Consider the following 26,213-nt stretch of genomic DNA (forward strand, 5'->3'; position numbering starts at 1 on the left):
GGGATGACCTGGGTGATCACTCTGCTGGGCGACGTGCGGTGGGGTGGGTGCTGACTAGCGTGAGAGTCACTTCCCGACGGGAGTGGCTGGGCGTGTGCCCGGTCAGGGGGCCGGAGCAGTAGAGGATCGGTGACGGGATGCTGAGCGTGGCTGGGTTGACCCGGCGGTTCGGTGATCACCTTGCGTTGGATGACGTGAGTTTCGACGTCGTACCTGGTCGGATGACCGGCTTCGTCGGGGCGAACGGCGCCGGCAAGACGACGACGATGCGGATCATCCTCGGCGTGCTGGCCGCGACCAGCGGCGAGGCGCGGTGGAACGGCGCACCCCTGACCCACGAGGTCAGGCGCGACTTCGGCTACATGCCGGAGGAGCGAGGGCTGTACCCGAAGATGAAGATCCGCGACCAGCTGGTGTTCTTCGGGCGCTTGCACGGGATGGACTCGACCCGGGCCGCCGAGCGGACAGACAAGATCCTCGGCCGGCTGGGTCTGGCGGAGCGAGCGGGGGACGTGCTGGAGACGCTGTCGCTGGGGAACCAGCAGCGGGTCCAGATCGCCGCCGCCCTCGTGCACGAGCCGATCGCGCTGGTGCTGGACGAACCGTTCAGCGGACTCGACCCGCTCGCCGTCGACGCGATGGTTGACCTGCTCCGCGACGAGGTCACGCCGGAGGTCCCGGTGCTCTTCTCCAGCCATCAGCTCGAGCTGGTCGAGCGCCTGTGCGACGACCTGGTCGTGCTCTCCCGGGGCAAGGTCGTTGCCGCCGGCTCCGTTGCGGAACTCGCCGCCGGGCCGACAGCGACGTACCGGATGGTGGTGGACGGCGACGCCGGCTGGCTGCGTGACATCGCGGGCATCAAGGTGCGCGACGTGGCCGGTGCGACCGCGCTGTTCGACGTGGAGGCCGCGGGCCAGGAGCAACAGATTCTGCAGCAGGCTCTCAGCCGCGGGGCGGTGCTCGAGTTCGGGCCTGAGCGCGTGGCGTTGAGCGACGTCTTCCGGGAGGCGACCCGATGAGTACCCAGACGCAGAACAGGACGACCCAGAACAAGGAGACGCTGCGCAAGGCGACCCCGCGCAAGGAGACCCTCCGGCACCCGTGGCAACTGGTGGCGCACCGCGAGATCAGCACCAAGCTGCGTGACAAGACCTTCATCGGGTCGACCGCGTTCATGCTGATCATCGTGATGGCGGCGGTGATCATCCCTGCGCTGATCGCGGGCAACAACAGCCCGGACAAAATCGCAGTACTGAACGACGCCGGCGCCAAGGTCGTCCAGACGGCTGACGCGATCAACGGCGGCGACAGCTACCAGGTCACCCGCGCGGCGGATCCGGCCGCGGCCGAGCGGATGGTGGTCGACGGCGACGTCAAGGCCGCGCTGCTGCCGGGCGACAACGGGTACCTCGTACTCGGTGACGACCGGGTCGACACGGACCTGCAGAACAGCCTGCGCGAGGCGGCGGTCAACCTCGGGATGGAGCAGAACGCAGCGCAGGCAGGGTTGACGCCGGAGCAGTTGCGGGCGAACACGCAGGTGCAGGAGCGGTTGCTCAATCCGGGACCGCTGCCCGAGATCGTGGCAGACTTCGTCAACATCGGCCTCGCGCTGGTCTTCTACATGACAGCGCTGGGCTTCGGCATGATGATCGCGCAGAGCGTCGTCCAGGAGAAGGAGAGCCGGGTCGTCGAGATCCTCGCCGCCGCGGTGCCGATCCGGGCGCTGCTGTGGGGCAAGGTGATCGGCAACACCGTGCTCGCGCTCTCGCAGATCGTGGTGATCGCGGCCGCGTCGCTGATCGGGCTGCTGGCAACGGATCAGGCCGACATCCTCGAGGTGCTCGCGCCGGTGGCGGGCTGGTTCGTGGTGTTCTTCGTGCTCGGGTTCGTCGCGCTGGCGGGGTTGTGGGCGGTGGCGGGTTCGCTGGCCACCCGGCAGGAGGATCTCGGCTCGACCACCCTGCCCGGTCAGATGATCCTGATGATCCCGTTCTTCTTCTCGGTGTTCGCCGGGGCGGAGGCCAAGACGGTCGCGTCCTTCATCCCGATCGCGTCGTCGATGGCGATGCCGGGCCGGATGCTGACCGAGGACGTACCGGTCTGGCAGCCGCTGCTCGCCATCCTGGTGCTGCTGGTGGCAACGGTCCTGATCGTGCGCCTCGGAGCCCGCCTGTACGAGCGGACGCTGCTGCAGACCGGCCGCCGGCTCGGTTACCGAGAGGCGATCGCGATCAAGGCGTCATGACATATCGTCACAGGATCGCTAGCGTTACAGGAATTTTGTAGGCTGTGACAAAACCGCAACACGCGACAGCTGTGTGTGGAGACGGCAACTCGACTACGGTCACAACGCATGAACGTCGAGCTGCGCCACCTGCGGGTGGTGGTCCTGGTGGCAGAAGCGGGGTCCGTCGGACGGGCCGCCCGCTGGCTGAAGGTCAGCCAGCCAAGCCTGACCGCGCAGCTGAAACGGATCGAGTCGGCGTTCGGCGGTGAGCTGTTCGAGCGCTCCCGCACCGGAGTCACCCCCACGCCGCTGGGCCGGTACGCCGTGGACCGGGCGCGGGCGATCCTCGTCGACGTGGATCACCTGTCCGCGACGGTCTCGGCGATGACCGCGGTGGAGTCGAGCGCGGTCCGGCTCGGCGGGTTCCCGACGGCACCGATGTCGGGGATCGCCAGCCGGCTGCGCGACCACGGCGAGATCGAGCAGGTCAGCATCGAGGTCGAGTGGGCCACCAGCGTGCTGCTCCAGCAGCTGGAGAGCGGCCGGCTCGATTTCGCCCTGCTGCGGGAGTTCCCCGGCTTCGAGCTGCGGCTTCCGACCGGGGTCGACGCGTGCACGATCGTGGAGTCCGAGAGCGCCTACGTGGTGATGGCGGCGGATCACCCGCTGGCGGTCTCGACCAGGCATCGCGCCGAGATCGACCTGGCCGATCTGTCCGACGAGGAGTGGATCGGCGAACCACCGGACGACAGCGGCTTCCACGTGCTCTTCCGCGCTGCCTGCGAAGAGGCTGGATTCACTCCGAAGGTCGAGCACCACTCGGTCGACACGTCCGTGCTGATGGGCTTCGTCACCAGTGGTCAGGGCGTCGCGCTGATCTCGCCCACGTCGTACCGGATGCTCTCCAGCGACGTGACGACCCGGCCGCTCGTCGGCGATCCGATCCACCGGCGCCTGATGCTTGCCTGGAGCACCGAGTCACCGCGCGCTCAGATGGCGCCGGACGTCTGCCAGATGGCGATCCGCGCCTACGACGAGGCATTCGCCGAACACGCCCGCTGGGGCCAGCACCAGCGCATGCACGTCGCCTGAACTCACACAGAAGGCCGGCTCCCTCGAGGGTGCCGGCCTTCTATGTGTGCTTCTGCTGTGATTCGGGGTCAGGCGCCGGCGGGGCGGAACTGCCCTGGCATATCCATCATCCGCGGGCCCTGCGGTCGCGCCCCCTCGGAAACCGGAGAATTCTCGAACGCCCCCACGTGGAACTCGCCGGTGTCGTCGACATCCGGCCCGTCCATCCGCTCCCGGTACTGCTGTCCCATCTGCTCATTGCGCTCCGGCCGCTGTCCGGTCGCCGCCACGTCGTACCGCGGCGCTGCGGCAGCCTTCGGGGCTTCACGCTCAGGGACGGACGCCGCCGGTAAATCCGGCATCGCTGCCTTCGGCGCCTCGGGCTGGGCTGCCGTCGGAACCTCGGGCGCTGCGGCCTTCGGCACCTCGGCTTGCGCCGCCCGCGGTACATCGGGTTGCGCAGGGGTGCTCGCTACACCGGATGCCGGTGCAACCGGGGACGCGGCAGCAGCAGGCGTGGGCGCCGCGGGTGCGGGTGAGTCTGCGCTAGGGGAGGCGGGCGTTGATGCAGCGGGTGAGCCCGCGGCCGGTGAGGCAGGCGTGGATGCAGCGGGTGCGCCCGCGCTGGTGGAGGTGGGTGCCGGCGCCGGTGCGGATGCTGCTTGCGCGGCCGAGGCGGGAGCGGCGGCGGGGGCGACCTGAGTCTCGTCGTCAGCGCTTCCGGTGCCCTCAGCAACAGTCTCGTCCTCGGCAGTCGCCTGACGGTCAGATTCTTGAACCGTCACGTCCTCGTCGGCTGCCTCGTTCGACTCGTCCGGCCTGCTCGTCGCCTCGTCGCGAGATTCGGCGGCGGGAACGGTCACGGTCTCGTCGCGATCCGTCGGCACGAGCACTGTCTCGTCGGCGGTGTCGCCGGCGTCCGTCTCATCGCCCGCGCGGCGGTACTCCGAGGTGTCGTCCCGCCCCTCGTCCACCGCGTCGTGATCGACGCCCGACGTGGCGAACTGCGCGGTCTGCTCGTCCGCCTGGTTCCGCGGCGGGTACGGTGCCGGGTCTTCGTCGAACAGGTCGTCGTAGTTGCTGTTCCCGAAGTTGTTGCCGAACCGGTTGTCCGCAGCCGGCTGATAGTCGCCCCCGGCAACCGGATACTCCGCGGTCACGTCCGCCTCCTGCTGCGCCTGCGCCAGTTCCTGCTCGCGCTGGAGCCGGTCTGCGTCGGCGCGATCACGCCGACGCCGCTGCACCGCCTGGACGATCAGCTGGATCCCGAAGACCAACGAGATCACCGCGAGGATCGGCACCACGCCGTTCAGCGTGTACTGCTTGATCCCGTCGATCATCCCGGTCGTCACACCCGGAACGTCGGTCAGGAAGTTCGTCATCCGGTTGGGGATCCAGTGCACGGTGTAGATCATCGCGCCGAAGGTCAGCGCCGCACCGAGCGCCGCGGCGCCCGAGAAGTACGACACCACGGTCCAGAAGATCAGCGCCCCGATGCCGTAGGCAAGCGCCATCTCCTTCGCATTCAGCTTGACACCGCCGTCCGCCGCGAGCACGCCGAACATCGCAGGCCCGGCGAGAGCTACGGCGATGCCAAGGAGGAAGCCGAGAAATTTGGACACATCCCCACCGTAGCGACGTTTCCCCTCCGCACCCCGCCGACACTTCGCGCAATCTTTACGTCTAACCCGGCGCGTATCCCCACGTAATCCCCCGGCAACACGCCCACACCACCCCACCCCGCACACACCCCGCACCACCCCAGTCACACACGGCATCCCCACAAACTCCTGCCGACCGGCATGAATACCAACCACCTCGCAGTGCTGCGGGCACCATCACGCACTACCCCGCGGTACTGCGCGAACCACCCCGCAGTACCGCGGGGGTGGTGGTAGGGCGCCATCCCGCACCAGCGCGCTCCCGTCGCGCCGGGTTTGTTCCATGCAGGCGCAAATGCCTGCCTCGACGGACCAGCCCTCCAACCTCCCGGGCAAGGCGGAGCAGCGGACGCGAAGCATCGCCCCGGCAGGTGTGGCGTCCACAATTCACCGCCAACGTCAGGTGGGCGACCGCAGGTCACTGCCGACTTCAGGTGGTCGTCCGGAGGTTCACCCGCAACGACGGGCGGCGGTTGTTCGCCGGTGGGGCGTCAGACGGTCAGGCCGTAGGTGATGCCTGCTGGGGTCGGGTCGTCTTCGTGGTCCAGGTCGGGAGTGCGCACGTACTCTTCCCAGGCGAGCAGCTTGTCCAGGTTCCGGCGTACCGGTTCGAGGACTTCGGCGACGGAGACGTCGCGGCCCAGTTCCTTGGCGAGCGTGGTGACATCGGCGTCGGAGATGCCGCACGGGACGATCCGGTCGAACCAGGCGAGGTCGTTGTCACAGTTCAGCGCGAACCCGTGCATGGTGACGCCCTGCGCCACCCGGATCCCGATCGCCGCGATCTTCCGCTCGCGCCCGCGCTCGTCCGCGGGAACCCAGACGCCACTGCGCCCCTTCACCCGTCCGGTCCGTACGCCGAGCTCCGCGCATACCGCGATCAGGGCTTCCTCGAGCCGGCGGACGTAGTCCACGACGTACACGTGTGAGGCGAGTTTCACGATCGGGTAGCCGACCAGTTGGCCCGGGCCGTGCCAGGTGATCTTGCCGCCCCGGTCGACGTCGACCACCGGCGTACCGTCCATCGGCCGCTCGTGCGGCTCGGTGCGCTTGCCGGCCGTGTAGACCGGCGGGTGCTCGAGCAGGATGACAGTGTCGGATCCGGTGCCCTCGGCAACTTCCGCGTGCAGGCGGCGCTGCTCGGCCCACGCCTGCTCGTAGTCGACCGCGTCGGCGCCGAAGCCGGCCTCCACATAGTTGATAGCCCTCACACCTTCGAGTGTATGCCGACCGCCACGGTGCCGTTCGCCCCCGTCCACAGGACGCCGGTCCGGCCCTTGCTGTGGATAACTCCGGCGGGTGCGACGACGATTCGTGCACTCTCTTGGACATGGCACTCGAAGACATCGCCGGCTACAGCCTGCGCCGTGGGCTCGGGTCCGGATCGGTCGGCGCCGTCTGGCTGATCCGGGACCTCGCCTCCGGCCGGCACGCCGTGCTCAAACGCATCCCCAAGTCCGCTATCCCGACGCCCAATGACTTCCGCGACGACCTGGCCCGTGCCCGGGGCATCGACCACCCACACGTGGCCCGCCTGCTCGAAGTACGCCAGACCGATCGAGAATGGCTCCTCTTCAGCCAGTACGTCGCAGCCGGCACGCTGACGGCCCTCCTCCAACGACGGGGACCGCTTTCCCTAGGCGAACTGGTGACCCTGATCAGCCCGCTCGCTCAAGGCCTGGCCGCAATGCACCGCGCCGACCTGACTCACACCCGCTTGAGCTCGGACAACATCATGTTCGACGCCGACGGCCGCCCCGTCCTCACGGACCCAGGCCTCCGCCTAACCTCTCCGAACACCCCCGCCGACGACCTCAAAGCCCTAGGCGCCCTAGCTCTCCAGTCCGGAGCAGACCCCAAACTCTTCCCGCCCACCCTCTTCACCACTCCCGGCGACGACATAGCCCAACACCTCCTCTCCCTAACCCCACCCACCCCCATAGACCTCGGCTTCACCCCCGCCACCGCACGCCCGGCCCCGGAGTCAACCGCCCCGCCAACCACCGCCCCGGAGACAACCGGCCCGGCGACCACCAACCCCGACACTGCACACTCCAGCGGTCCGGACTACGCCGGGGACAACCAGGCGAGCTCAGGGCCCGACCCCGAGAAGTCCGTAGACAAGCAACCCGTCGACCAGCATCCGGTTGACCAGCAATCCACCGACCATGTAGCCCCCGTTCGGGAAGCCCTCGATCATGTAGCACGCGGGGAAGGAACCATGGGGGAGAGGCGCGGGGTCCTGGACTTCACCACCACCACCGCCGCCGAACCGACCACTGCCGGTTCCCCGGCCGCCAGATCCACCAGTCGTAGCTCCACAGGCATTGCGCCGATCGGCCCCGAGCCCACAAGCCCTGGTTCCACAAGGCCCAGCACCGCCGGGCGCGGGCTGACCCGCCTGCGGTCGTCCGCCATGGGATCCACCCGAGCTGGGCCCATCGGCTCCGGCCGGGGTCGGGCAGGAGTGGGGCGTGGGGGAGCGGATGGTCCGGGGACCACGAGCCGCCTGGGGCGTGGGGTCACGCGCGGCGGGTCCTCACGGCATACGAGGTCTGCGCGCGGGCGCGTTCGCAGTACGGGGAAGGCGGGGACTCACCGGGGTGGATCTGTTGCGATGATTCGAGAAGGCTTGCAGGCAAAGCGTTCTACCTACGGAGTCCTCGTGGCTTGTGGAGTCGCGGCACTCATCGTGCTTGGCGTTGGTCTTGCAACGGTGGGTGTACTGGGGCAAGCAGCAACCGGGTCGACGACAACCGCAGGCACCCCGCAGAGTTCCTCAGCAACAAGGCCGGTCGCGACTTCATCTCCGAGCCCTAGCCCTCAGAAGACGAACCCCAGCCCTCAGGACCCGAGTCCCAGCGCTAGGTCGGTCGAGAGCGCGAGCCCGGGGCCTGTCACGCCTTCTGGAAAGCCGGGGGAGCCTCCGGGGGAATCCACGCGGGCGGCTGAGGACAGCAAGCGGTGGTTGCAGACTCTGCAGAGCCTTGACCGCCGTAGATCGCAAGCGTTCTCCACCTTGAATCCGGCTGACCTCGACGCGATCTACGTGCCCGGTAGTCCGCCGTGGTCGTCCGACCGTTCTCTGCTTGCCTCCTACCGTAAGCAGCAGGTCCGCGTGGAAGGCTTACGCATGCAGATCGAAACCCTCATCGTCGAACACCCGGGCGACGAGACCGTCGTACTCCGAATCGTCGACCGGTTGATCGCCGGCGCGGCTGTGACCCGTTCCGGCGACCGAACAGCGCTCCCGCCTGGTCCACCGACCACCCGCCGAATAACCCTCACGGCCAGCAATACCAGTTGGCGAATCTCAGCAATCACCACCACTTGACCGAGCTCTCCAGGCAACTACCGGACCGCCTTGTAGTGGTGGCGGCTAATGGTTGAGGGCGGAGGCTAGGGCTTCGGGGGAGGTGGGGTGGGTGAAGGTGAAGCCGGTGGATTGGAGGGTGGTGGGGAGGGCTCGTTTGCTGCCGATGAGTTCCCAGGCGAATTCGCCGAGTGCGGTGGTGAGGGCGATGGCCGGGATCGGGATGAGTGACGGACGGTGGAGCGCGGCGGCCAGGTCCCTGGTGAACTGGCTGTTTCTGACGGGATTGGGGAGGACGACGTTCACTGGGCCGCTGACCTGGTCGTTCTCGGCTGCGTGGCGGACTGCTCGGAGCCAGTCCGTCAGGGAGACGACCGGGAAGTACTGCTTGCCTGAGCCGAGGCGACCGCCGACGCCAAGACGGAAGGGGAGGGCGAGGAGTTGGAAGGCGGGGGCGGCGTGGTCCAGGACAACGCCGGTCCGGAGGGTGGCGACGCGGCAGCCGGCTTCGCGGGCCGGGTCGGCGGCGCCTTCCCAGAGACGGACGACGTCGGAGAGGAAGCCTTCGCCGAGCGGGGTTTCCTCGGTGAGGATCTGGTCGCCGCAGTCCTTGCCGTAGCCGCCGATTCCGCTCTGGGTCAGGAAGACGGGTCGGCGTTCCATCTGCGCGGCGGCGGTGGCGAGAGTCGAGGTGGTGCTGACTCGGCTCTCGCGGATCGTCTTCTTGTACGTCGGGGTCCAAGGGCGGCCGACGTTCGCGCCGGCGAGGTTGATCAGCACGTCGGCCCCTTCGAGGGCGGCCGGATCCAGTTGGCCCTTGGCGGGATCCCAGCGGACCTCTCTCGGCTGGCTCGGGGCGCGGCGTACCAGCCGGACGACCTGGTGGCCGTCGGCAAGCAGATCGCGCGCGAGGGACTTGCCGAGGAAGCCGGAAGAACCAGCCAGCACGTACTTCATCGTCAGATCCTCCCGGGATCGACTCGGAGTTCATCGACCCGCCGCCAGGTCGCCGACGCGTCGAGCCTGCCACGCCGGGCAACCCGCCGTGCAGAGTGACTCGCCGCCCGGCGGTCCGGTACCCGGGGTTAGTCGTCGTGGATGTGCGCCGGGCGGCGGCTCGCACGGTTGCTGCCATCGACGGTCGAAGTTGCTGTCATGGGTGGAAAAGGCACCGACCCGCCGCGTGAGGGGTGCTCAGGCGGCAGGTCGGCGACGAGGTGGTGCGGTGGTCAGCCGATGGTGCGGGCTGCCACTGGTAATCAGACGTCGAACTGGGCTTCTTCCAGGCGCTGCTTGACCGCGGTCAGGTAGCGGGCGGCGTCGGCGCCGTCCACCAGGCGGTGGTCGTAGGTCAGGGCCAGGTAGACCATCTGGCGGATGGCGATGGTCTCGCCCAGTTCCGGGTGGGTGATGACGACGGGGCGCTTGACGACCGCGCCGGTGCCGAGCATGCCCACCTGGGGCTGGTTGAGGATCGGGGTGTCGAAGAGAGCGCCGCGGCTGCCGGTGTTGGTGATGGTGAAGGTGCCGCCCGCCATCTCGTCCGGCAGCACCTTGTTGTTGCGGGTGCGGTCGGCGAGGTCGGCGATCTTCTTCGCCAGGCCCGCGATGTTCAGGTCACCGGCGTTGTGCACGACCGGGACCATCAGGCCCTTCTCGGCGTCGACGGCGATGCCCAGGTGCTCGGCGGCGTGGTACGTCACCTCACCGGCCTCGTCGTCGATCGAGGCGTTCAGCTTCGGGTACTGCTTCAGCGCGTCGATCGCGGCCAGCGCGAAGAATGGCAGGAAGGACAGCTTGACGCCCTCGCGGGCCTGGAACTCGGCCTTCTTGGCGTTCCGGAGCTTGGCGATCTCGGTGACGTCCACCTCGACCACGGTGGTCAGCTGCGCCGAGACGTGCAGCGAGTTGACCATGTGGTTGGCGATGGCCTTGCGGATCCGGCTCATCTTCTCGGTGGTACCGCGCAGCGGGCTGATCGCCGGAGCGGCCTTGGCCGGAGCGGGCGAGGCCGCTGGAGCCGAAGCCGCCGGAGCAGCGGCGGCGGCCGCCTTCTTCGCCTCGGCAGCGGCGATCACATCCTGCTTGCGGATGCGGCCGCCCACGCCGGTGCCCTGTACTGCGCCGAGGTCGACCTGGTGCTCGGTGGCCAGCTTGCGGACCAGCGGGGTCACGTAGTTCGGGCCGTCGGAGGACGAGCCGTTCGAGGAGGCGGCCGGGGCCGGAGCCGAAGGAGCGGGCGCCGAAGGAGCCTGGGCCGGTGCCGACTGCGGGGCAGGAGCCTGCGCGGCGGGCTGGGCCGACTGCGGTGCGGGAGCCTGGGCGGCCGGCTGAGCAGCCGGTGCCTGAGCCGGAGCTGCCTGCGGGGCAGGAGCAGCAGCCGGAGCCTGGGCCGCGGGGGCTGGGGCGGGAGCGGCGGCGGGGGCCGGAGCAGCCTCAGCAGGAGCGGGAGCGGACTCGGCCGGAGCGGCGGGGGCCGGGGCGGAGGCGGCGGGGGCCGCGTCGCCGGAGCCGACGATTGCCAGCTCGGCGCCGACCTCGACGGTCTCGTCCTCGGCGACCTTGATCTCCAGCAGCTTGCCGGCCACCGGCGACGGGATCTCGGTGTCGACCTTGTCGGTGGAGACCTCGAGGAGCGGCTCGTCGACGGCTACGTCGTCGCCGACCTGCTTGAGCCAGCGGGTCACGGTGCCCTCGGTGACGCTCTCACCCAGCGCGGGCAGGGTTACCGACGTGCCCGAGGAGGCCTGGCCTGCCGCCGGGGAGGCCGCGGGGGCTGAGGCCGCTTCGGCCGGAGCTGTGGTGGGGGCCTCGGCAGCGGGGGCCTGCTCGGCCGGAGCCTGAGCAGCTGGAGCCTCCTGGGCGGGTGCGGCCTGAGCCTCGGCGGCCGGGGCCTCCTGGGCAGGAGCGGCCTCCGGCGTACCAGAGCTTTCGCCGGCGTCGCCGATCACGGCGAGCTCGGCGCCGACCTCGACGGTCTCGTCCTCGGCGGCCTTGATCTCCAGCAGGGTGCCGGCCACCGGCGAGGGGATCTCGGTGTCGACCTTGTCGGTCGAGACCTCCAGCAGGGGCTCGTCCACGGCAACCGCGTCACCGACCTGCTTGAGCCAGCGGGTGACGGTTCCTTCGGTGACGCTCTCCCCGAGGGCCGGCAGGGATACAGAGGTCGGCATGACGGTCGTTGCTCCTTCGTCTGATCGGTCGAGTGTCAGCCTACGGTGCCGCTGGAACAGGCGCCCGCCGGGTCACGGCGGACACGCCCGTCACAGCAGCACCAAACTTACTCATGGAAGTGCAGTGGCTTTCCGGCCAGCGCCAGATGCGCCTCGCCGAGAGCCTCGTTCTGGGTCGGGTGGGCGTGCACCAGCGGGGCGACGTCGGCGGGGAAGGCCTCCCAGTTGTAGATCAGCTGGGCCTCGCCGATCAGCTCGCCGACCCGGGAGCCGACCATGTGCAGGCCGACCACGGCGCCGTCCTTCGCGCGGACGAGCTTCACGAAGCCCTGGGTCTTGAGGATCTGGCTCTTGCCGTTGCCGCCGAGGTTGTAGTTGAGGATCTCCACCTCGCCGTACTTCGCCTTCGCCTGCTCCTCGGTGAGTCCGACGGAGGCGACCTCGGGCTCGGAGTACGTGACGCGCGGGATGCCGGCCTCGTCGATCAACGCCGGGTTCAGCCCGGCGATGTGCTCGGCGACGAAGATGCCCTGCTGGAAGCCGCGGTGCGCGAGCTGCAGGCCGGGCACGATGTCGCCGACCGCGTAGACGCCCGGGACGCTGGTCTGCAGGTGCTCGTCGACGGTGACGAAGCCGCGGTCGAGGGCGACCCCGACCTCTTCATAGCCCAGGCCGGCGGTGTTCGGGCCGCGGCCGACCGCGACCAGCAGCACCTCGGCCTCGATCACCTCGCCGCCGGCGACAGTCACCTTGACGCCGTTCTCGACCAGCTCGACGGACTCGAACGGCGTGCCGGTCTTGAAGCCGATCTTGCGCTTGCGGAACGCGCGCTCGAGCGTCTTGCTGCAGTCGGCGTCCTCGGACGGCACGAGCCGGGGGAGCGCCTCGACGATGGTCACCTTGGTGCCGAACGAGGTCCACGCGCTGGCGAACTCGACGCCGATCACGCCGCCGCCCAGGATCACCGCGGACTCGGGCACCCGGTCCAGCGTCAGCGCGTGCTCGCTGGCGATCACCCGGCGGCCGTCGAGCTCCAGGCCCGGCAGGGACTTCGAGTAGGAACCGGAGGCGATGATGACGTTCTTGCCCGTGTACGTCGTACCGGCGACCTCGACCGTGGTCGGGGAGGTGAGCCGCCCCTCGCCCTCGATCATGGTGATGCCGCGGGCCTTGATCTGGCCCTGCAGGCCCTTGAAGAGCCGGTCGACGACGCCGTCCTTGTACTTGTTCACGCCGCCCATGTCGACGCCCTCGAGCGTCGTCCGGACCCCGAACTGCTCGCCCTCGCGGGCCGAGTCGGCCACCTCGGCGGCGTGCAGCAGCGCCTTGGTGGGAATACAGCCGCGGTGCAGGCACGTGCCGCCCAGCTTGTCCTTCTCCACCAGGGCCACGGACATCCCCAGTCCCGCGGCCCGCAGCGCGGCGGCATAGCCACCGCTACCGCCGCCGAGGATCACCAGGTCGTAGTTCGTGCTGCTCTCTGCCGTGTTCGTCACAGGTTCCTCCGTGGGCGTCAGGTCGGCGGGCGGCCCCGGATCGCGGAGTTCCGGCCCGGCGTCATCTTGTCACCGCCGCGCCGCCGCGTCGCTCCCGGGCTGGATTTGCCGGAATGGTGGACACTGGCTCCCATGAAGTGGTTCGGTCGCCGGCAGAAGCCGGGCACGATGCGCAAGTCGGACACTCCCGACCAGGCGCACCTGCGAGAGTTCGCCCAGACACGTCAGGGCGTCGAGGGATTCGTGGAGCCACGTACGGCGGTGACTGACTACACCCTGCTGCTGGTCGCCATCGACGGTGAGTGGACCCGTCGCCGGGTGCCATCGGTCCAGTGGGCGCACACCTTCGCGAACAAGCTCGGCATCCCCTCGTACGACGCGGCCGTGGTCGGTTACCCGCCCCGCATGCGTGAATACAACGCCCGCAAGAAGAACGGCCTCATTTGAGCCTCAGTCCCGACCAGCGCCCGCCACCGGGCTAAAGGATCGCGGCCGGCAACAGCGTGCTCGGTCGGCTGTACGACAGTCTCTGCGCTCGGCACGTCCTGCTGGGCGTCGTGGCCCTACAGCGAAGTGCCACCCGTCGCCAGGACGTGCTCTCGGAGCACCAGGCGATCGTGGACGGCCTGGCCTCGGGTGACGCGGCCGCGGCCGAGGCGGCGATCCTCCGCCACCTCGACACCACCGGCTCCATCCTCATGAAGGGCTGAGCAAGCCCTCACTCAGATTCGCTGGAGGTATCTGTGTCCGAAACCCTCCGATTCACACTGCCCGGCGAGTGGGCGCTGATCGTCGGCGACGGCCCGGACGACCTGCTGCTGACGGCAGCGTGCGACCACACCGATCGTGCGCTCGAGGTGCACGGCGTTGCCTGGAGCAAGCAGTCCGCCCCGGACCTGCTCGGCGACGTGGCCTGGCCGCTGGCCGCGATCGAGCATGAGCTGGACGCCTTCACCCTGAAGGCCTGGGTCAGACACGGCGAGCGGGAGCAGCTCATCCAGGACGGCACGCGGGTGGAACTGACCGATCCCCGCGGCCTGACCAGCCGGATCCTGTACTCCGTCGAGCGGCTCGCGGCGGCCTGGGAATGAAGTCGCAGCACGAGTTCTTCACCGCGACGGACGTCCCGTGGACCGACGGCGGACAAGGGATCAGCCAACGGGTGCTCAGCAGCGACCCGGCGGACGGGACGCTGACCAGGATCGCGAGGTGGGCGCCCGGGACGAGCTCAGGCGAAGAGGTGATCCAGCACGAGTACTTCGAGGAGGTCTACCTGCTCGAGGGAACGCTGACCGACCTCACCCTCGGCAAGACCTTCGGCCAGGGGGATTACGCCGCTCGCCGGCCCGGTATGCCGCATGGGCCGTACCGGACCGGCGAGGGGTGCACGATGCTGGAGATCCGTTACCGAACCAGCTAGAAGGACCAGCTGGAAGGGCCGGCTGGAAGGGTCAGCCGGCGGCGGCGGCCAGCTCGACCAGGGTGCGAACGGAGTACCCCGTGCCGCCGGCCGAGGTGTAGCCGGAAGGCCCGCCGTCGTTGAAGGCCGGGCCGGCCACGTCCAGGTGGACCCAGTCGATGCCCTCGGCAACGAAATCGCCGAGGAACGCAGCCGCGGCCAGGGCGCCGCCCCACGGCTCGCCGGTGATGTTGGCCAGGTCGGCCACCTTCGAGTGCGAGCGCAGCTTGTCGAGCATCTCCGCCGGGATCGGCAGCGGCCACATCTGCTCACCGGCGGCGACCGCGGCGTCGACCACCCGGTCCCGGGCGGTGTCGGTGTTCGCGAACGCGCCGGCCACCTTGGTGCCCAGGGCAACGACGCAGGCGCCGGTCAGGGTGGCCACGTCGACGATCAGGTCGGGCTGGTCCTCCGACGCCCGGACCAGGGCGTCACCCAGCACCAGGCGGCCCTCGGCGTCGGTGTTGAGCACCTCGACGGTCTTGCCGCCGTACATGGTCAGCACGTCGGACGGGCGGGCAGCGGACCCGGACGGCATGTTCTCCGCCATCGCCGCGTAGGTGGTCACCTGCACGGGCAGGCCGAGCCGGGCGATCGCGATGGTGGCGGCGACCACGGCGGCGGCGCCGGCCATGTCCGCCTTCATGCTGATCATGCCGCTGGCGGTCTTGAGCGACAGGCCGCCCGAGTCGAAGGTGATGCCCTTGCCGACGAAGGCCAGGTGCGTCACCGGCTTCTTCGGGGTGTAGCTGATCCGGACCAGCCGCGGCGGGTTGGTGGATCCCTGGCCGACGCCGAGGATGCCACCGTACCCGCCCTTGGCGAGTGCCTTCTCGTCCAGCACCTCGACCTTGACGCCATGCTCCTTGCCCAGCTTCTGGGCGTGCACGGCGAACTCGGCCGGGTGCAGGTCCGACGGGGGAGTATTCACCCAGTCGCGCACCTGGTGGACCGCGTCCGCGACGACCTCGGCGCGCTCCAGGGCGGCCTTGGCCTCCTTGGCACGGGCCAGGTCGGTCAGCACGGTCAGGTTGCCCGGCGCCTCGGTGGTCGCCTCGGACTTGTAGGCGTTGAAGGTGTAGCGGCCGATCAGCGCGCCCTCGGCGACGGCCCGGACGCACTCGGCGTCGGGGGTCGGCAGTGCGAACGCGACCGACTGGCCGGTCTTGGCGGCGCGGACGCCGACACCGGCGGCGGTGCGCAGGTCCTCGGTCTTCAGGGCGCCGTCCGGCGCGGCACCGAGGCCGACGGCGATCAGCGTGGCCGACTTGCCGGGCTTCGGGCCGGGCACCTTGGTGACCTCGCCGGTCTTGCCGGTGGCGCCGAGGCCGGACAGCACCTCCACCAGCTTCCCGCCGTACGCGGCGTTCAGCGACTCGGTGCCGGCGGGCAGGGCTACGCCGCCGTCGAGCTTGACCACGCCGATGACCAGGACGTCGGTCTTGACGCCGGACGCATCGGACTTGCTCAGGGTGATGGTGCTCACGAAATCCTCAGTCCTCCTTGACCGGGTGGCAGGTGCCGGTCGTGACGGTACGTGAATGCTGCCTCCGCATGCTACGCCGAGGCGCTTCCGGTAAGTTCCGCTGCATGACCGAGTCTCCCGCCTTGAAGAAGTCCCCGTTGCACGAGCGGCACGTCGCCCTCGGCGCCAAGTTCGCCGAGTTCGGCGGCTGGGAGATGCCACTGGAGTACAGCGGAGTCGTCGCCGAGCACACCGCGGTGCGGACCTCCGTGGGCGTGTTCGACGTGAGCCACCTGGGCAAGGCGACCGTCAAGGGTCCCGGCGCCGCGGCGTACGTGAACTCCTGCCTGACCAACGATCTGGGCAAGATCGCGCCGGGCCAGGCGCAGTACACCTTGTGCTGCGCGGAGGACGGCGGGGTGGTCGACGACCTGATCGCCTACCTGCATGCCGACGACGACGTGTTCCTGATCCCGAACGCGGCGAACACCGCCGAGGTGGTCCGCCGGCTTGCCGAGCAGGCGCCCGACGGGGTCGAGGTGACCAACACCCACGACGACTACGCGATCCTCGCCGTCCAGGGCACCAACAGCGACGACGTAGTCGCCGCGATCGGCCTGCCGACCGGCCACGACTACATGTCATTCGCCGTCGCCGACTTCGCCGGTACTCCGATCGTCGTCTGCCGCACCGGGTACACCGGTGAGCGGGGCTACGAGCTGGTGGTTCCGAACGAGGCGGCGGTCGGGGTCTTCGACGCGCTGCTGGCGGCAGGAGAGCGGTACAGCATCGTCCCTGCGGGCCTGGGCGCGCGCGACACCCTGCGGACCGAGATGGGCTATCCGCTGCACGGCCAGGACATCTCCCCGGAGATCACGCCGGTGCAGGCCCGGTCCGGCTGGGCCGTCGGCTGGAAGAAGGAGCACTTCTGGGGCGACCAGGCCCTGCGCGCGGAGAAGGAGGCCGGCCCGGCCCGGATCCTCCGCGGCCTGCGCGCGGTCGGCCGGGGCATCCCGCGGCCGCACATGAACGTGGTGGACGCCGCCGGTACGGCGGTTGGCGAGGTCACCTCCGGCACATTCTCGCCGACGCTGAAGAAGGGGATCGCGCTCGCCCTGCTGGACGCGCGCGTCAAGGAAGGCGATCAGGTCGCCGTGGACATCCGCGGCCGGCAGGAGGCGTTCGAGGTGGTGAAGCCTCCGTTCGTCACCGTCCACGTCCGCGAGAGCTGACCAGAACCGCCCTTACTTCTCGGGCCGTTGCGCGGGTGTTTGTCACCCCGCAGCGGCCCGACGGCGTTCGGAACGGTCATTCATCGGGGCATCCGGAAGTCCCGGATTGCCCGATGACTGCTGGCAAGACCGCGTTTCGAGGCCGTTCACCCATTCCGGAATGCGTTGTTCGAGTGGTGCTGGTCACTCGTCACCGGACGCGTGACGACGTTCACTCCGGGTGACAATCTGGCACAATCTGGCCACTGTCGGTGCTGTGCCGCCGCGTTTCGCGAAGGATTGCTCGCAGTCGGTAACCATTGGGTTGAAATGTTCCGGTCCGGCACCCCTTCCGGTAACGATTTGTGCACTGGTGCCGGGCACCGCTGGTTTGGGGTCACAGTGTCGGGCAGGCTAGCGCGCGGTTGTGGCAGAGGGCCGGCGTCAAGGCAATTTGACGCCGGCCCCCTGCAAGGAAAAACTCGGCACGATCTACAGACCGTTGCCGGGTCTGAAACCGGAATCTGGCCGACAGAAGCTGACGGAGCGCGAATGACTATTGGGCAACCTGACTCGACTGTGGGCGTCCAGGACCACCCGGCGTCCGCCGAGCCGGTTCGTCCGGCGACGGTTGCCCATGGCAAGTCCCCGCTGCGGATCGCGATGGACCGGCTGCGCAAGGACAACGTTGCCGTCATCTGCGCCGTGATCATCCTCTTCTTCATCCTGGTCGCGGTCTTCGCGCCGCTGCTGTCCAAGATCGAGGGCCAGGACTTCGGCACCTTCCACCCCGACCTGGTCGACGAGTACGGCTACCCGACCATCGGCCTGACACCCGACCACTGGTTCAGCGTCGAGCCGAAGACCGGCCGGGACAACTTCGCCCGCTGGGTGTACGGCGCCCGCCCGTCGCTGATCGTCGCCTTCTCCGCGACCGTGTTCGGCACCATCGTCGGTGTCGTGATGGGTCTGCTGGCCGGCTTCCTCGGTGGCTGGGTGGACCGGGTGATCTCCTGGATCATCGACTTCGTCCTCAGCCTTCCGTACCTGCTGTTCGCGATCGCGCTGGTCCCGATCGTCGAGTCGATGCGAGGCGGATCGTTCAACCTGACGCCCGAGGAACAGGCCTCGACGAGATTCTTCGTGCTGATCTTCGTGCTGTCGTTCTTCGGCTGGGCCGGCCTGGCCCGGATCATCCGCGGTGAGGTGCTGTCGCTGCGCGAGCGCGAGTTCGTGCTGGCAGCCAAGGCGATCGGAGTGCCGACCCGGCAGGTCCTGTTCAAGGAACTGCTGCCGAACCTGGTCGCCCCGATCGTTATCTCAGCGTCACTTTCCTTGCCCGCGTATGTGACATTGGAGGCAGGCCTGTCCTTCCTCGGTGTCGGACTGGTGGAGCCGATTCCGTCCTGGGGCCAGACGATCGCGAACGCGACGAACTGGTTCAAGGCGGACCCGATCTACCTCTGGCTTCCCGTGGTCGGCATCACCGCACTGGTGCTCGCGCTGGCCCTACTCGGCGACTCGATCAGAGACGCCTTCGATCCCAAGACTCGCCGGTAGGTCGGCGATTGCCCGTGCGGCAGAAAAGGAGAAACTCCATCATGCAGTGGAAACGGATTACCGCGGTGGCGGCGGGGGTCATGCTGGCCGTCGCAGCTTGCGGCAGCCCGTCCTCGAACAGCGGTAACGAGGCCGGAGGCTCAGGCGATCTGGGTGGGGCGCAGGTCAAGGCGATCGACGCCACTGCCAAGGGCCCCGCCAAGGAGATCGACGGCGCGAAGAAGGGTGGCACCGTCACGGTGCTGTCGGACGTGACGCCCGACACCTTCGACCCCACGAACATCTACTACACCGACGGCAACCAGATCGGGAAGCTGATCTACCGGGCGCTGACCCAGTACAAGCTGGACCCGGCGAGCGGCAAGCCGACCCTGGTCCCGGACCTCGCCGAGGACCTGGGCACCAAGTCGGCCGACGGTCTGAGCTGGACCTTCAAGCTGAAGAAGGGCATCAAGTACCAGGACGGTTCGCCGGTCACGGCCGCCGACTTCGCGTACTCGATCAAGCGCTCCTTCGCGCACGACCTGTATGACGCGGGACCCACGTACCAGATCCAGTTCTTCAAGGACGGTGACAAGTACAAGGGCCCGTACGCCAGCGGTGACAACTACGCCGGTGTCGAGACGCCGGACGACAGCACCCTGGTCATCCACCTGGCCAAGAAGTTCGACGACCTGCCGTTCTACGCGGCCTTCCCGATGTTCACGCCGATCCCGAAGGCGAAGGACACAAAGAAGAACTACGAGCAGCGTCCGATGACGACCGGCCCGTACCAGGTCACGTCGTACACCCCGGGCACCGAGCTCAAGCTGGCGAAGAACCCGAACTGGGACCCGAACACCGACCCGGTGCGCTACCAGTACCCGGACGGCTGGGACTTCAAGTTCGCCCAGGACACCATCAAGGCACAGCGTCAGGTGCTGGCCAGCGCCGGCCCGGACGCGAACGCGCTGAACTACTCCAACCTGGACGTCAGCCTGCTGCCCGAGGTCAAGGACCAGAGCCAGCTCGTCAAGGGCCCCGGCCCCTGCACGCAGATGTACACGATGGACGCGCGCAAGATCCCGCTCGAGGTGCGCAAGCTGATCGCCAAGGCGCACCCGACCGACTCGTGGCGCAAGGTTGCCGGTCTGAACCCGTCGGACTCGCCGCCTGCCTCCACCATCCTGCCGCCGGCCGTCCCGGGCTTCGAGAAGTACGAGCTCCCGGGTCTGACCGGTACCGGTAAGGGTGCCGAGGACGACGCCGTCGCCGCCGAGGTGAAGTCGGAGCTGGCCAAGCTGGGCAAGTCGAACTTCGAGCTGAGCTGGTACTACTCGATCGACGACAAGATCTCCACCCAGGTGACCCAGCTGCGCAAGCAGGTCTACGAGAAGGCCGGCTTCAAGGTTCGCGCCATCGGTGTTCCGAAGGCCAAGCTGCGCACCTTCGTCGGTGACCAGAACGCTCCGGTCAACATCGGCAAGACCCCGGCCGGCTGGTGCTCCGACTGGCCGAGCGGCACCTCCTGGTTCCCGGTGCTGTTCAAGTCCGACGCGATCGAGCTGGGCAACTCCGTCGGTCAGCTGCAGGACAAGGCTCTGGACGCCGAGATCGACCGCGTGTCGGCCATGACTCCGGACGAGCAGCTCAAGGAGTGGTCGAAGGTCGACAAGATGATCCTGGAGAAGTACCTCCCGGTCGTCCCGCTGTACTACACCGGTACCAACTCGCCGGTCGGGAAGAACATCGGTCACGCCGTCAACGACATGACCCAGGGTCTGCCCGAGTTCACCTCGATCTACCTGAAGCAGCCCTGATCTTCAGTCAGGGTGACGAACATCTGATTCAGTAGTTCCGACGGTGGGGTGGTGCCCGGACCTGGTCCGGGCACCACCCCGATCGGTGAGGAGATAGCCCGTGTTGTACTTCGTGGCGCGACGTCTGGTGAGCGCCCTCAGCGTCGTGCTGGTCACGCTGATCGCGACCTTCGCGCTGTTCTTCATCGCTCCGACCGACCCGGCCGGGGCGATCTGCGGCGACCGCAACTGCACCCAGGAGCGGTACAACGAGATCAAACAGAATCTGCACCTGGACAAGCCCAAGGTGCAGCAGTTCGCGGAGTACACCGCCGGGATCTTCGTCGGCCGGGACTTCGAGACGTCCGGCGTGGTGCAGCACTGCAGTGCGCCGTGCCTCGGGTTCTCCTTCAAGAACGACCGGCCGGTCACCCAGATGCTGGCCGACCGGTTGCCGGTGACGGTGTCGCTGGTCGCCGGCTACGCGGTCATCGTGCTCACCATCGGCGTCTATGTCGGGTCGATGGCAGCCAAACGAAGAGGCACCTTCGGCGACCGCGCGCTGATGACCAGCACGCTGGTGGTCAGTTCGGTGCCGTACTACATCGTGGCGCTGATGATCGCGCTCTACCTGACCATCCTCTACCCGATCCTGCCCCGCGGCGGCTGGACGCCACCGTCCGAGAGCGTGGGGAAGTGGTTCCTCGGGTTGCTGACACCTTGGCTGGTGCTCGGCATCTACAGCTGTACCTCGTACGCCCGGTACTCCCGCGGCTCGATGGTGGAGACGCTGAGCGAGGACTTCATCCGGACCGCGCGGGCCAAGGGCCTGTCCGACCGGGTGGTCACCTACAAGCACGCGCTCCGCTCGGGCCTGATCCCGGTCATCACGATCTTCGGCCTCGACGTGGCCGGCAGCCTGGCCGGCGCGATCTTCACCGAGCGCATCTTCGACCTGCCAGGCCTCGGCGTCCTGGTGCTCGACAGCCTGAACAACTACGACCTGCCGGTGATCATGGGCACGGTGCTCGTCGCCTCGGTCATCCTGGTAGTCATGAACTTCCTGGTGGACATCGCCTACAGCATCATCGACCCGCGGGTCAGGCTCGCATGACGACACCGGAGAACGAAGGACGGAAGGACACCCCCGACACGATGGTCGGCACCGTACCCGGCGACGGCCCAGTTCTGCCGGACGCCAAGCGCAACCCGTCGATCGCGACCCGGGAGCGTCGCGACACGGCGTACACGCCCAGTGGCGAGACGCCGTACCTGGTCGTGCAGGACCTCACGGTCCAGTTCCCGACCGCGGACGGGCTGGTCAGCGCTGTCAACGGCCTGAGCTACGCCGTACCGCTCGGCCGCACGCTGGCGATCGTGGGTGAGTCCGGTTCCGGCAAGTCCGTGTCGAGCATGGCCGTGATGGGCCTGCACGACCGGAAGCGGACCAAGATCAGCGGCTCGATCCAGCTCGGCGGCGACGAGATCGTCGGGATGCCGGAGAACGAGCTGATGAAGGTCCGCGGTGACGCGGTCGCGATGGTGTTCCAGGACCCGCAGTCGTCGCTGCACCCGCTCTACACGGTGGGCAACCAGATCTCCGAGGCGTACCGGGTGCACCACAAGGTGTCCAAGGACGTCGCGAAGAAGCGCGCCCTGGAGATGCTCGACCTGGTCGGCATCCCGAACCCGATCCGCCGGTTCAAGCAGTACCCGCATGAGTTCTCCGGCGGTATGCGGCAGCGCGCGATGATCGCGATGGGTCTGGTCAACGACCCGAAGCTGGTGATCGCGGACGAGCCGACCACCGCGCTCGACGTCACCGTCCAGGCGCAGATCCTGGACCTGCTGAACAACCTGCAGAAGGAGTTCGGCTCTGCCATCGTGCTGATCACCCACGACCTGGGTGTGGTGGCCGAGATGGCCGACGACGTGCTGGTGATGTACGCCGGCCGCTGCGTGGAGTACGGCACCGCCGAGGACGTGCTGGCCCGGCCGCGGATGCCCTACACCTGGGGTCTGCTCGAGTCGATCCCGACCGTCTCGGCCGCGAGCGAGAAGCTCCGCCCGATCAAGGGTCTGCCGCCGTCGCTGCTGAGCCTTCCGGGCGGCTGTTCGTTCAACCCGCGCTGCCCGTACACGGACCGCGTGAAGGGCGAACGCTGCACCACAGACCTGCCCGAGCTGCTTCCGGTCGACGGTGCCGGCGCGCACACGTCCCGTTGCCACCTGCACGACAAGGCCTCGATCTACGAGGCCGAGGTCGCGCCGAGACTGGGCTGAGGAGAGAGATGAGCAAGACAGTGCGCAACGCAGACGCAGCCTCGGCCGGCAGCAGCAGCGCCACCCCGCTGCTGCAGGTCCGGGACCTCAAGATGCACTTCCCGATCAAGGAGGCCGCGGGACTGGGCCGGACCAGGAAGGTCGTCCAGGCCGTCGACGGGGTCAGCTTCGACCTGCAGCGCGGCGGCAGCCTAGGCCTGGTCGGCGAGTCCGGCTGTGGCAAGTCGACGACCGGTCGGATGATCACCCGGCTGCTCACCCCTACCGCGGGACAGATCCTCTTCAAGGGCACGGACATCGCCCAGCTGAAGGAGAGGGAGCTGCGCCCGTTCCGGCGTGAGCTGCAGATCGTGTTCCAGGACCCGTACAGCTCGCTGAACCCGCGGCAGACGGTCAGCAACATCATCAGCACGCCGTTGCGGGTGCACAACCTGGTGAAGAAGGGCAAGGAGCTCGAGCGGGTCCAGGAACTCCTGGAGCGGGTCGGCCTCAACCCGGAGCACCACAACCGGTACCCGAACGAGTTCTCCGGCGGTCAGCGCCAGCGCATCGGCATCGCCCGGGCGCTCGCGGTGGAGCCCGAGGTGATCATCGCCGACGAGCCGGTGTCCGCGCTGGACGTGTCCATCCAGGCCCAGGTGATGAACCTGCTGGAGGACCTGCGCCGCGACCTCGGTATCGCCTTCGTGTTCATCGCGCACGACCTCGGCGTGGTCCGGCACTTCTGTGACCAGGTCGCGGTGATGTACCTGGGCAAGATCGTCGAGCAGGGCCCGCGCGAGCAGATCTACAGCGCTCCGCAGCACCCGTACACCCAGGCGCTGCTGTCGGCCGCACCCGACCTCGGCACCATCCGCGGCGTGCCGCCGAAGGAGCGGATCCGGCTGGTCGGCGACGTGCCGTCCCCGATCGACCCGCCGAGCGGTTGCCGGTTCCGGACCCGCTGCTGGAAGGCCGAGGACATCTGCGCCACCCAGGAGCCGCCGCTGATGACCCAGGCCCAGTCGGGCCCCGGCCACACGGCTGCATGCCACTTCGCCGAGCCGAAGATCGACCTGACCGCCGCGACGGCCTGAGCAACGCCAAGAAGAAAGGCCCCCGCCGCCGGCGGGGGCCTTTCTTCGTCACCCGGCTGATTCGTGGTGGTGACGGAGCACGTCACGTTCGCGGGCGTAGTGGATGGACTCGTAGGCGACCAGCGCCGCCAGCAGAGCAGCCAGTACTGCGAGTTGGCCTAGCGCCGGCACGTCTGTGAGGGTCAGCGCGGCCACGATCGCCAGAGCGGCGGTGATCAGCCGGCTGACGCCGAGGGTGTGCGTGGTCCGCCACTTGAAGCCGACGTGGCCCAAGAGATAGAGGACAACCCCGCCGAAGAGGGCGAAGAGGCCGATGCCCTTCAACGGGTCGTCGAGGTGGTGGTGCTCGGTGTCGCCGACGTACTCGAGGACCTTCTTCAGACCGAGGGCGAGCAGCACGATGCCGGCCACCATCGGGAAGTGCAGGAACGTATAGGCGTCGCGGGCGAGCTTCGGGCTGGTCTCCGGCGGTTCGGCGGCCAGGGCCTGCTCGCCGTAGTGCACCGCCGCGTCGAAGTAGATCCACCACAGCGCCGAGGCGATGGCCAGGCCGAGGAGTGAGGCGATGATGATCGGCCAGGAGATCGGCAGGTCGGTAACGCCGACGCCGATCGCCACGATCGACTCGCCCAACGCGATGATGATGATCAGCCCGTGCCGTTCGGCGAAGTGCGCCGCCGAGCGGAGCCTCCAGCCGCGTGCGTCGATCAGGTAGGTGCCGCCGTAGTCGGCCGCGAGGGCGAGTGCCCAGAGCAGCGTCTGGGTGTTCCCGTGGAACTGCGAGGCGACCAGCAGCAACGCGGTACCGGCGAGCATTGAGGGGGCGAACCGGAGCAGCGTCCGGCGCAGCACTCTGTCGCCGTCGGCGATCAGCCAGAACAACCACAGGTGCATCGCCCGGAACGCGAAGTACGCGAGGGCGATCACCACCGGACCGAACAGACCGCCCGGGAGGTCGTGGAACGCCTCGGGGATGGCCAGCGCGATCAGGAACATCGCCGCCATCGCCGCGAGCATCACGCCGCGGACGGACCCCTCGTCGGCCTTCACCAGGTTGCACAACCAGGAGAACCCGATCCAGCTCCACCAGAGCAGCCCGATCAGCAGCACGCCGCGCAGTACGCCGTGCCAGGTCATTTCGTGCGCCATCAGCGCGGTGATCTGGGTCAGGGCGAACACGAATACCAGGTCGAAGAACAACTCGAGCGTCGTGACCGACTGATCCTCAGAGGTGGCCTCCGCCCGGATCGGCACCTTCCGAGTCGTCATACGGCTCATTGTGTCCGATCCGGCGGTTATCGGAAGGCGATAACGCCCCTTTCGCCACACCGGGAGCACCGACACCATCGGACCCACCGATCCCCAAGACCGGAGGGAAGTGGCCCCAGATGAAGGCTGTCCGAGTCCATGAGTACGGCGAACCCCCCAGCCTCGACGAGATTCCGGACCCCAAACTGGACGGTCCGCTGGACGTCATAGTGAAGGTCGACGCGGCCGGGGTCTGCCGCACCGACCTGCACATCATCGAAGGACAGTGGGCCGAGAAGAGCGGCGTCGAGCTGCCGTACGTGATCGGCCACGAGAACGCCGGCACCGTCGTCGAGGTCGGCGAGGCGGTCTCCGGGGTGAGCCCAGGCGACAAGGTGATCCTCCACCCGCTGGTGACGTGTGGACTTTGCCGGGCCTGCCGTGCGGGCGACGACGTGCACTGCACGAACTCGGAGTTCCCCGGCATCAACCGCGACGGCGGGATGGCGGAATACCTCCGTACGTCGATCCGCTCCGTGGTGAAGCTGGACGACGGCCTTGCGCCTGCCGATGTCGCGGCACTCGCGGACGCGGGACTGACGGCGTACCACGCGGTGCGCAAGGCGGCTCCGCTGCTGCACCCGGGCGACCGCGTGGTGATGATCGGCGCCGGGGGACTGGGCCACATCGGCCTGCAGTGCCTCCTCGCTCTGACGCCCGCGCGAATCACGGTGGTCGACCGCGCTGCCGAAGTACTCGAGAAGGCCAGCAGGCTCGGAGCGCACGACACGATCCTGAGCGACGGCGAGCAGGTCCAGCAGGTGCTCGACCAGACCGGCGGTGAGGGCGCCCAGGTGGTGCTCGACTTCGTCGGCGAGCACGGCACCGAGGCCGACGGCATCGCGATGACCCGCAACTCCGGCTCGTACTTCGTGATCGGGTACGGCGGCAAGGTCGACGTGCCGACGATCGACATCATCTCCCGCGAGATCAACGTGATCGGCAACCTGGTCGGCTCCTACAACGACCTGGTCGACCTGATGACGCTGGCCGCACAGGGCCGGGTCCGGCTGGCCACCAAGCAGTACTCCCTGGACGACGCGCTCACCGCGCTGGACGACCTGGACGGCGGCCGGGTCCCCGGCGGTCGCGCCATCCTGACTAGCTGAGCAGTCCGACGAGCTGAAGG

Annotated in this window: 22 protein-coding genes and 1 pseudogene; 16 read left to right on the forward strand and 7 right to left on the reverse strand. The window is 68.4% G+C overall.

All coding sequences use genetic code 11. The annotated features are described in order from the left end of the window. Positions 1 to 137 precede the first annotated feature (137 nt). The 3 genes from EV648_RS23410 to EV648_RS23420 all read left to right on the forward strand — a co-directional run bounded on the left by EV648_RS23410 (position 138) and on the right by EV648_RS23420 (position 3,322). On the forward strand, positions 138 to 1,019 hold the full coding sequence (locus EV648_RS23410) for an ABC transporter ATP-binding protein (RefSeq protein WP_132295647.1): 882 nt from the start codon (positions 138 to 140) through the stop codon (positions 1,017 to 1,019). Beyond that, the gene (locus EV648_RS23415; protein WP_132295650.1) at positions 1,016 to 2,248 is read left to right on the forward strand and encodes an ABC transporter permease; all 1,233 of its coding nucleotides are present in this window, start codon (positions 1,016 to 1,018) and stop codon (positions 2,246 to 2,248) included. The genes EV648_RS23410 and EV648_RS23415 overlap by 4 nt, the downstream gene beginning before the upstream one ends. Positions 2,249 to 2,356: 108 nt before the next feature. Further along, positions 2,357 to 3,322, forward strand: a complete 966-nt coding sequence (locus tag EV648_RS23420) for a LysR family transcriptional regulator (RefSeq protein WP_132295653.1) — start codon at positions 2,357 to 2,359, stop codon at positions 3,320 to 3,322. 68 nt (positions 3,323 to 3,390) lie between these two features. Here the strand turns inward: EV648_RS23420 and EV648_RS42685 are convergent, their stop codons facing one another. Beyond that, on the reverse strand, positions 3,391 to 4,923 hold the full coding sequence (locus tag EV648_RS42685; RefSeq protein WP_158294052.1) for a hypothetical protein: 1,533 nt from the start codon (positions 4,921 to 4,923) through the stop codon (positions 3,391 to 3,393). 530 nt (positions 4,924 to 5,453) lie between these two features. Further along, entirely contained in the window at positions 5,454 to 6,173 is a 720-nt protein-coding gene (gene lipB / locus EV648_RS23435) for a lipoyl(octanoyl) transferase LipB (RefSeq protein ID WP_132295662.1), read from the reverse strand. A 119-nt stretch (positions 6,174 to 6,292) separates the two neighbouring features. On the opposite strand from lipB, the pseudogene EV648_RS45255 reads away from it, so the two are divergent. Next, positions 6,293 to 6,688: pseudogene (locus tag EV648_RS45255) on the forward strand (protein kinase); the annotation flags it as partial. A 1,407-nt stretch (positions 6,689 to 8,095) separates the two neighbouring features. Continuing rightward, entirely contained in the window at positions 8,096 to 8,296 is a 201-nt protein-coding gene (locus EV648_RS44225; RefSeq protein WP_241995534.1) for a hypothetical protein, read from the forward strand. A gap of 45 nt (positions 8,297 to 8,341) precedes the next feature. Here the strand turns inward: EV648_RS44225 and EV648_RS23445 are convergent, their stop codons facing one another. The 3 genes from EV648_RS23445 to lpdA form a co-directional block, all read right to left on the reverse strand. After that, positions 8,342 to 9,232 (reverse strand): TIGR01777 family oxidoreductase, encoded by an 891-nt coding sequence (locus EV648_RS23445; RefSeq protein WP_132295668.1) that lies wholly within the window; start codon positions 9,230 to 9,232, stop codon positions 8,342 to 8,344. 302 nt (positions 9,233 to 9,534) lie between these two features. Beyond that, positions 9,535 to 11,448, reverse strand: a complete 1,914-nt coding sequence (gene sucB, locus EV648_RS23450) for a 2-oxoglutarate dehydrogenase, E2 component, dihydrolipoamide succinyltransferase (protein ID WP_132295671.1) — start codon at positions 11,446 to 11,448, stop codon at positions 9,535 to 9,537. Between the two features lie 107 nt (positions 11,449 to 11,555). Beyond that, positions 11,556 to 12,944 carry a dihydrolipoyl dehydrogenase gene (gene lpdA / locus EV648_RS23455; RefSeq protein WP_132295674.1) on the reverse strand — a complete coding sequence of 463 codons (1,389 nt, stop codon included), beginning with the start codon at positions 12,942 to 12,944 and terminating at the stop codon, positions 11,556 to 11,558. Between the two features lie 132 nt (positions 12,945 to 13,076). Between lpdA and EV648_RS23460 the strand changes: the two genes are divergently transcribed. Genes EV648_RS23460 through EV648_RS23475 form a run of 4 tightly spaced genes read left to right on the forward strand, consistent with a single transcriptional unit; the run spans position 13,077 to position 14,364 of the window. Next, positions 13,077 to 13,391 (forward strand): hypothetical protein, encoded by a 315-nt coding sequence (locus tag EV648_RS23460; protein WP_132295677.1) that lies wholly within the window; start codon positions 13,077 to 13,079, stop codon positions 13,389 to 13,391. 38 nt (positions 13,392 to 13,429) lie between these two features. Then, positions 13,430 to 13,654 carry an FCD domain-containing protein gene (locus EV648_RS23465; RefSeq protein WP_255512868.1) on the forward strand — a complete coding sequence of 75 codons (225 nt, stop codon included), beginning with the start codon at positions 13,430 to 13,432 and terminating at the stop codon, positions 13,652 to 13,654. Positions 13,655 to 13,687: 33 nt separating this feature from the next. After that, complete coding sequence (locus EV648_RS23470; RefSeq protein WP_241995536.1) at positions 13,688 to 14,035, forward strand: DUF2848 family protein; 348 nt, start codon at positions 13,688 to 13,690, stop codon at positions 14,033 to 14,035. Then, positions 14,032 to 14,364: a cupin domain-containing protein gene (locus EV648_RS23475; RefSeq protein ID WP_132295680.1), complete on the forward strand. Its 333-nt coding sequence runs from the start codon at positions 14,032 to 14,034 to the stop codon at positions 14,362 to 14,364. The genes EV648_RS23470 and EV648_RS23475 overlap by 4 nt, the downstream gene beginning before the upstream one ends. Before the next feature lie 31 nt (positions 14,365 to 14,395). On the opposite strand, the gene EV648_RS23480 is transcribed toward EV648_RS23475, so the two are convergent. Further along, a complete protein-coding gene (locus tag EV648_RS23480) occupies positions 14,396 to 15,889 on the reverse strand; it encodes a leucyl aminopeptidase (RefSeq protein ID WP_132295683.1) in 1,494 nt (497 codons plus the stop codon). Between the two features lie 104 nt (positions 15,890 to 15,993). On the opposite strand from EV648_RS23480, the gene gcvT reads away from it, so the two are divergent. From gcvT to EV648_RS23510, 6 genes are all read left to right on the forward strand, one after another. Continuing rightward, on the forward strand, positions 15,994 to 17,100 hold the full coding sequence (gene gcvT, locus EV648_RS23485; RefSeq protein ID WP_132295686.1) for a glycine cleavage system aminomethyltransferase GcvT: 1,107 nt from the start codon (positions 15,994 to 15,996) through the stop codon (positions 17,098 to 17,100). A 531-nt stretch (positions 17,101 to 17,631) separates the two neighbouring features. Next, positions 17,632 to 18,639, forward strand: a complete 1,008-nt coding sequence (locus EV648_RS23490) for an ABC transporter permease (RefSeq protein ID WP_132295689.1) — start codon at positions 17,632 to 17,634, stop codon at positions 18,637 to 18,639. Between the two features lie 41 nt (positions 18,640 to 18,680). Further along, positions 18,681 to 20,438, forward strand: a complete 1,758-nt coding sequence (locus EV648_RS23495) for an ABC transporter substrate-binding protein (RefSeq protein ID WP_132295692.1) — start codon at positions 18,681 to 18,683, stop codon at positions 20,436 to 20,438. 100 nt (positions 20,439 to 20,538) lie between these two features. Next, positions 20,539 to 21,531 carry an ABC transporter permease gene (locus EV648_RS23500; RefSeq protein ID WP_132295695.1) on the forward strand — a complete coding sequence of 331 codons (993 nt, stop codon included), beginning with the start codon at positions 20,539 to 20,541 and terminating at the stop codon, positions 21,529 to 21,531. Continuing rightward, positions 21,528 to 22,700, forward strand: coding sequence for an ABC transporter ATP-binding protein (locus EV648_RS23505; protein ID WP_132295698.1), 1,173 nt, complete (start codon positions 21,528 to 21,530; stop codon positions 22,698 to 22,700). Before EV648_RS23500 ends, EV648_RS23505 begins: the two co-directional genes overlap by 4 nt. Positions 22,701 to 22,708: 8 nt before the next feature. Further along, positions 22,709 to 23,776 (forward strand): ABC transporter ATP-binding protein, encoded by a 1,068-nt coding sequence (locus tag EV648_RS23510; protein WP_132295701.1) that lies wholly within the window; start codon positions 22,709 to 22,711, stop codon positions 23,774 to 23,776. A 48-nt stretch (positions 23,777 to 23,824) separates the two neighbouring features. On the opposite strand, the gene EV648_RS23515 is transcribed toward EV648_RS23510, so the two are convergent. Then, entirely contained in the window at positions 23,825 to 25,045 is a 1,221-nt protein-coding gene (locus tag EV648_RS23515) for a low temperature requirement protein A (RefSeq protein ID WP_132295704.1), read from the reverse strand. Positions 25,046 to 25,164: 119 nt separating this feature from the next. Between EV648_RS23515 and EV648_RS23520 the strand changes: the two genes are divergently transcribed. Continuing rightward, positions 25,165 to 26,193, forward strand: coding sequence for an NAD(P)-dependent alcohol dehydrogenase (locus EV648_RS23520; RefSeq protein WP_132295707.1), 1,029 nt, complete (start codon positions 25,165 to 25,167; stop codon positions 26,191 to 26,193). Positions 26,194 to 26,213: the final 20 nt, after the last annotated feature.

Source organism: Kribbella sp. VKM Ac-2568 (assembly GCF_004345365.1).
In the GTDB taxonomy this organism is placed as follows: Bacteria; Actinomycetota; Actinomycetes; order Propionibacteriales; family Kribbellaceae; genus Kribbella; species Kribbella orskensis.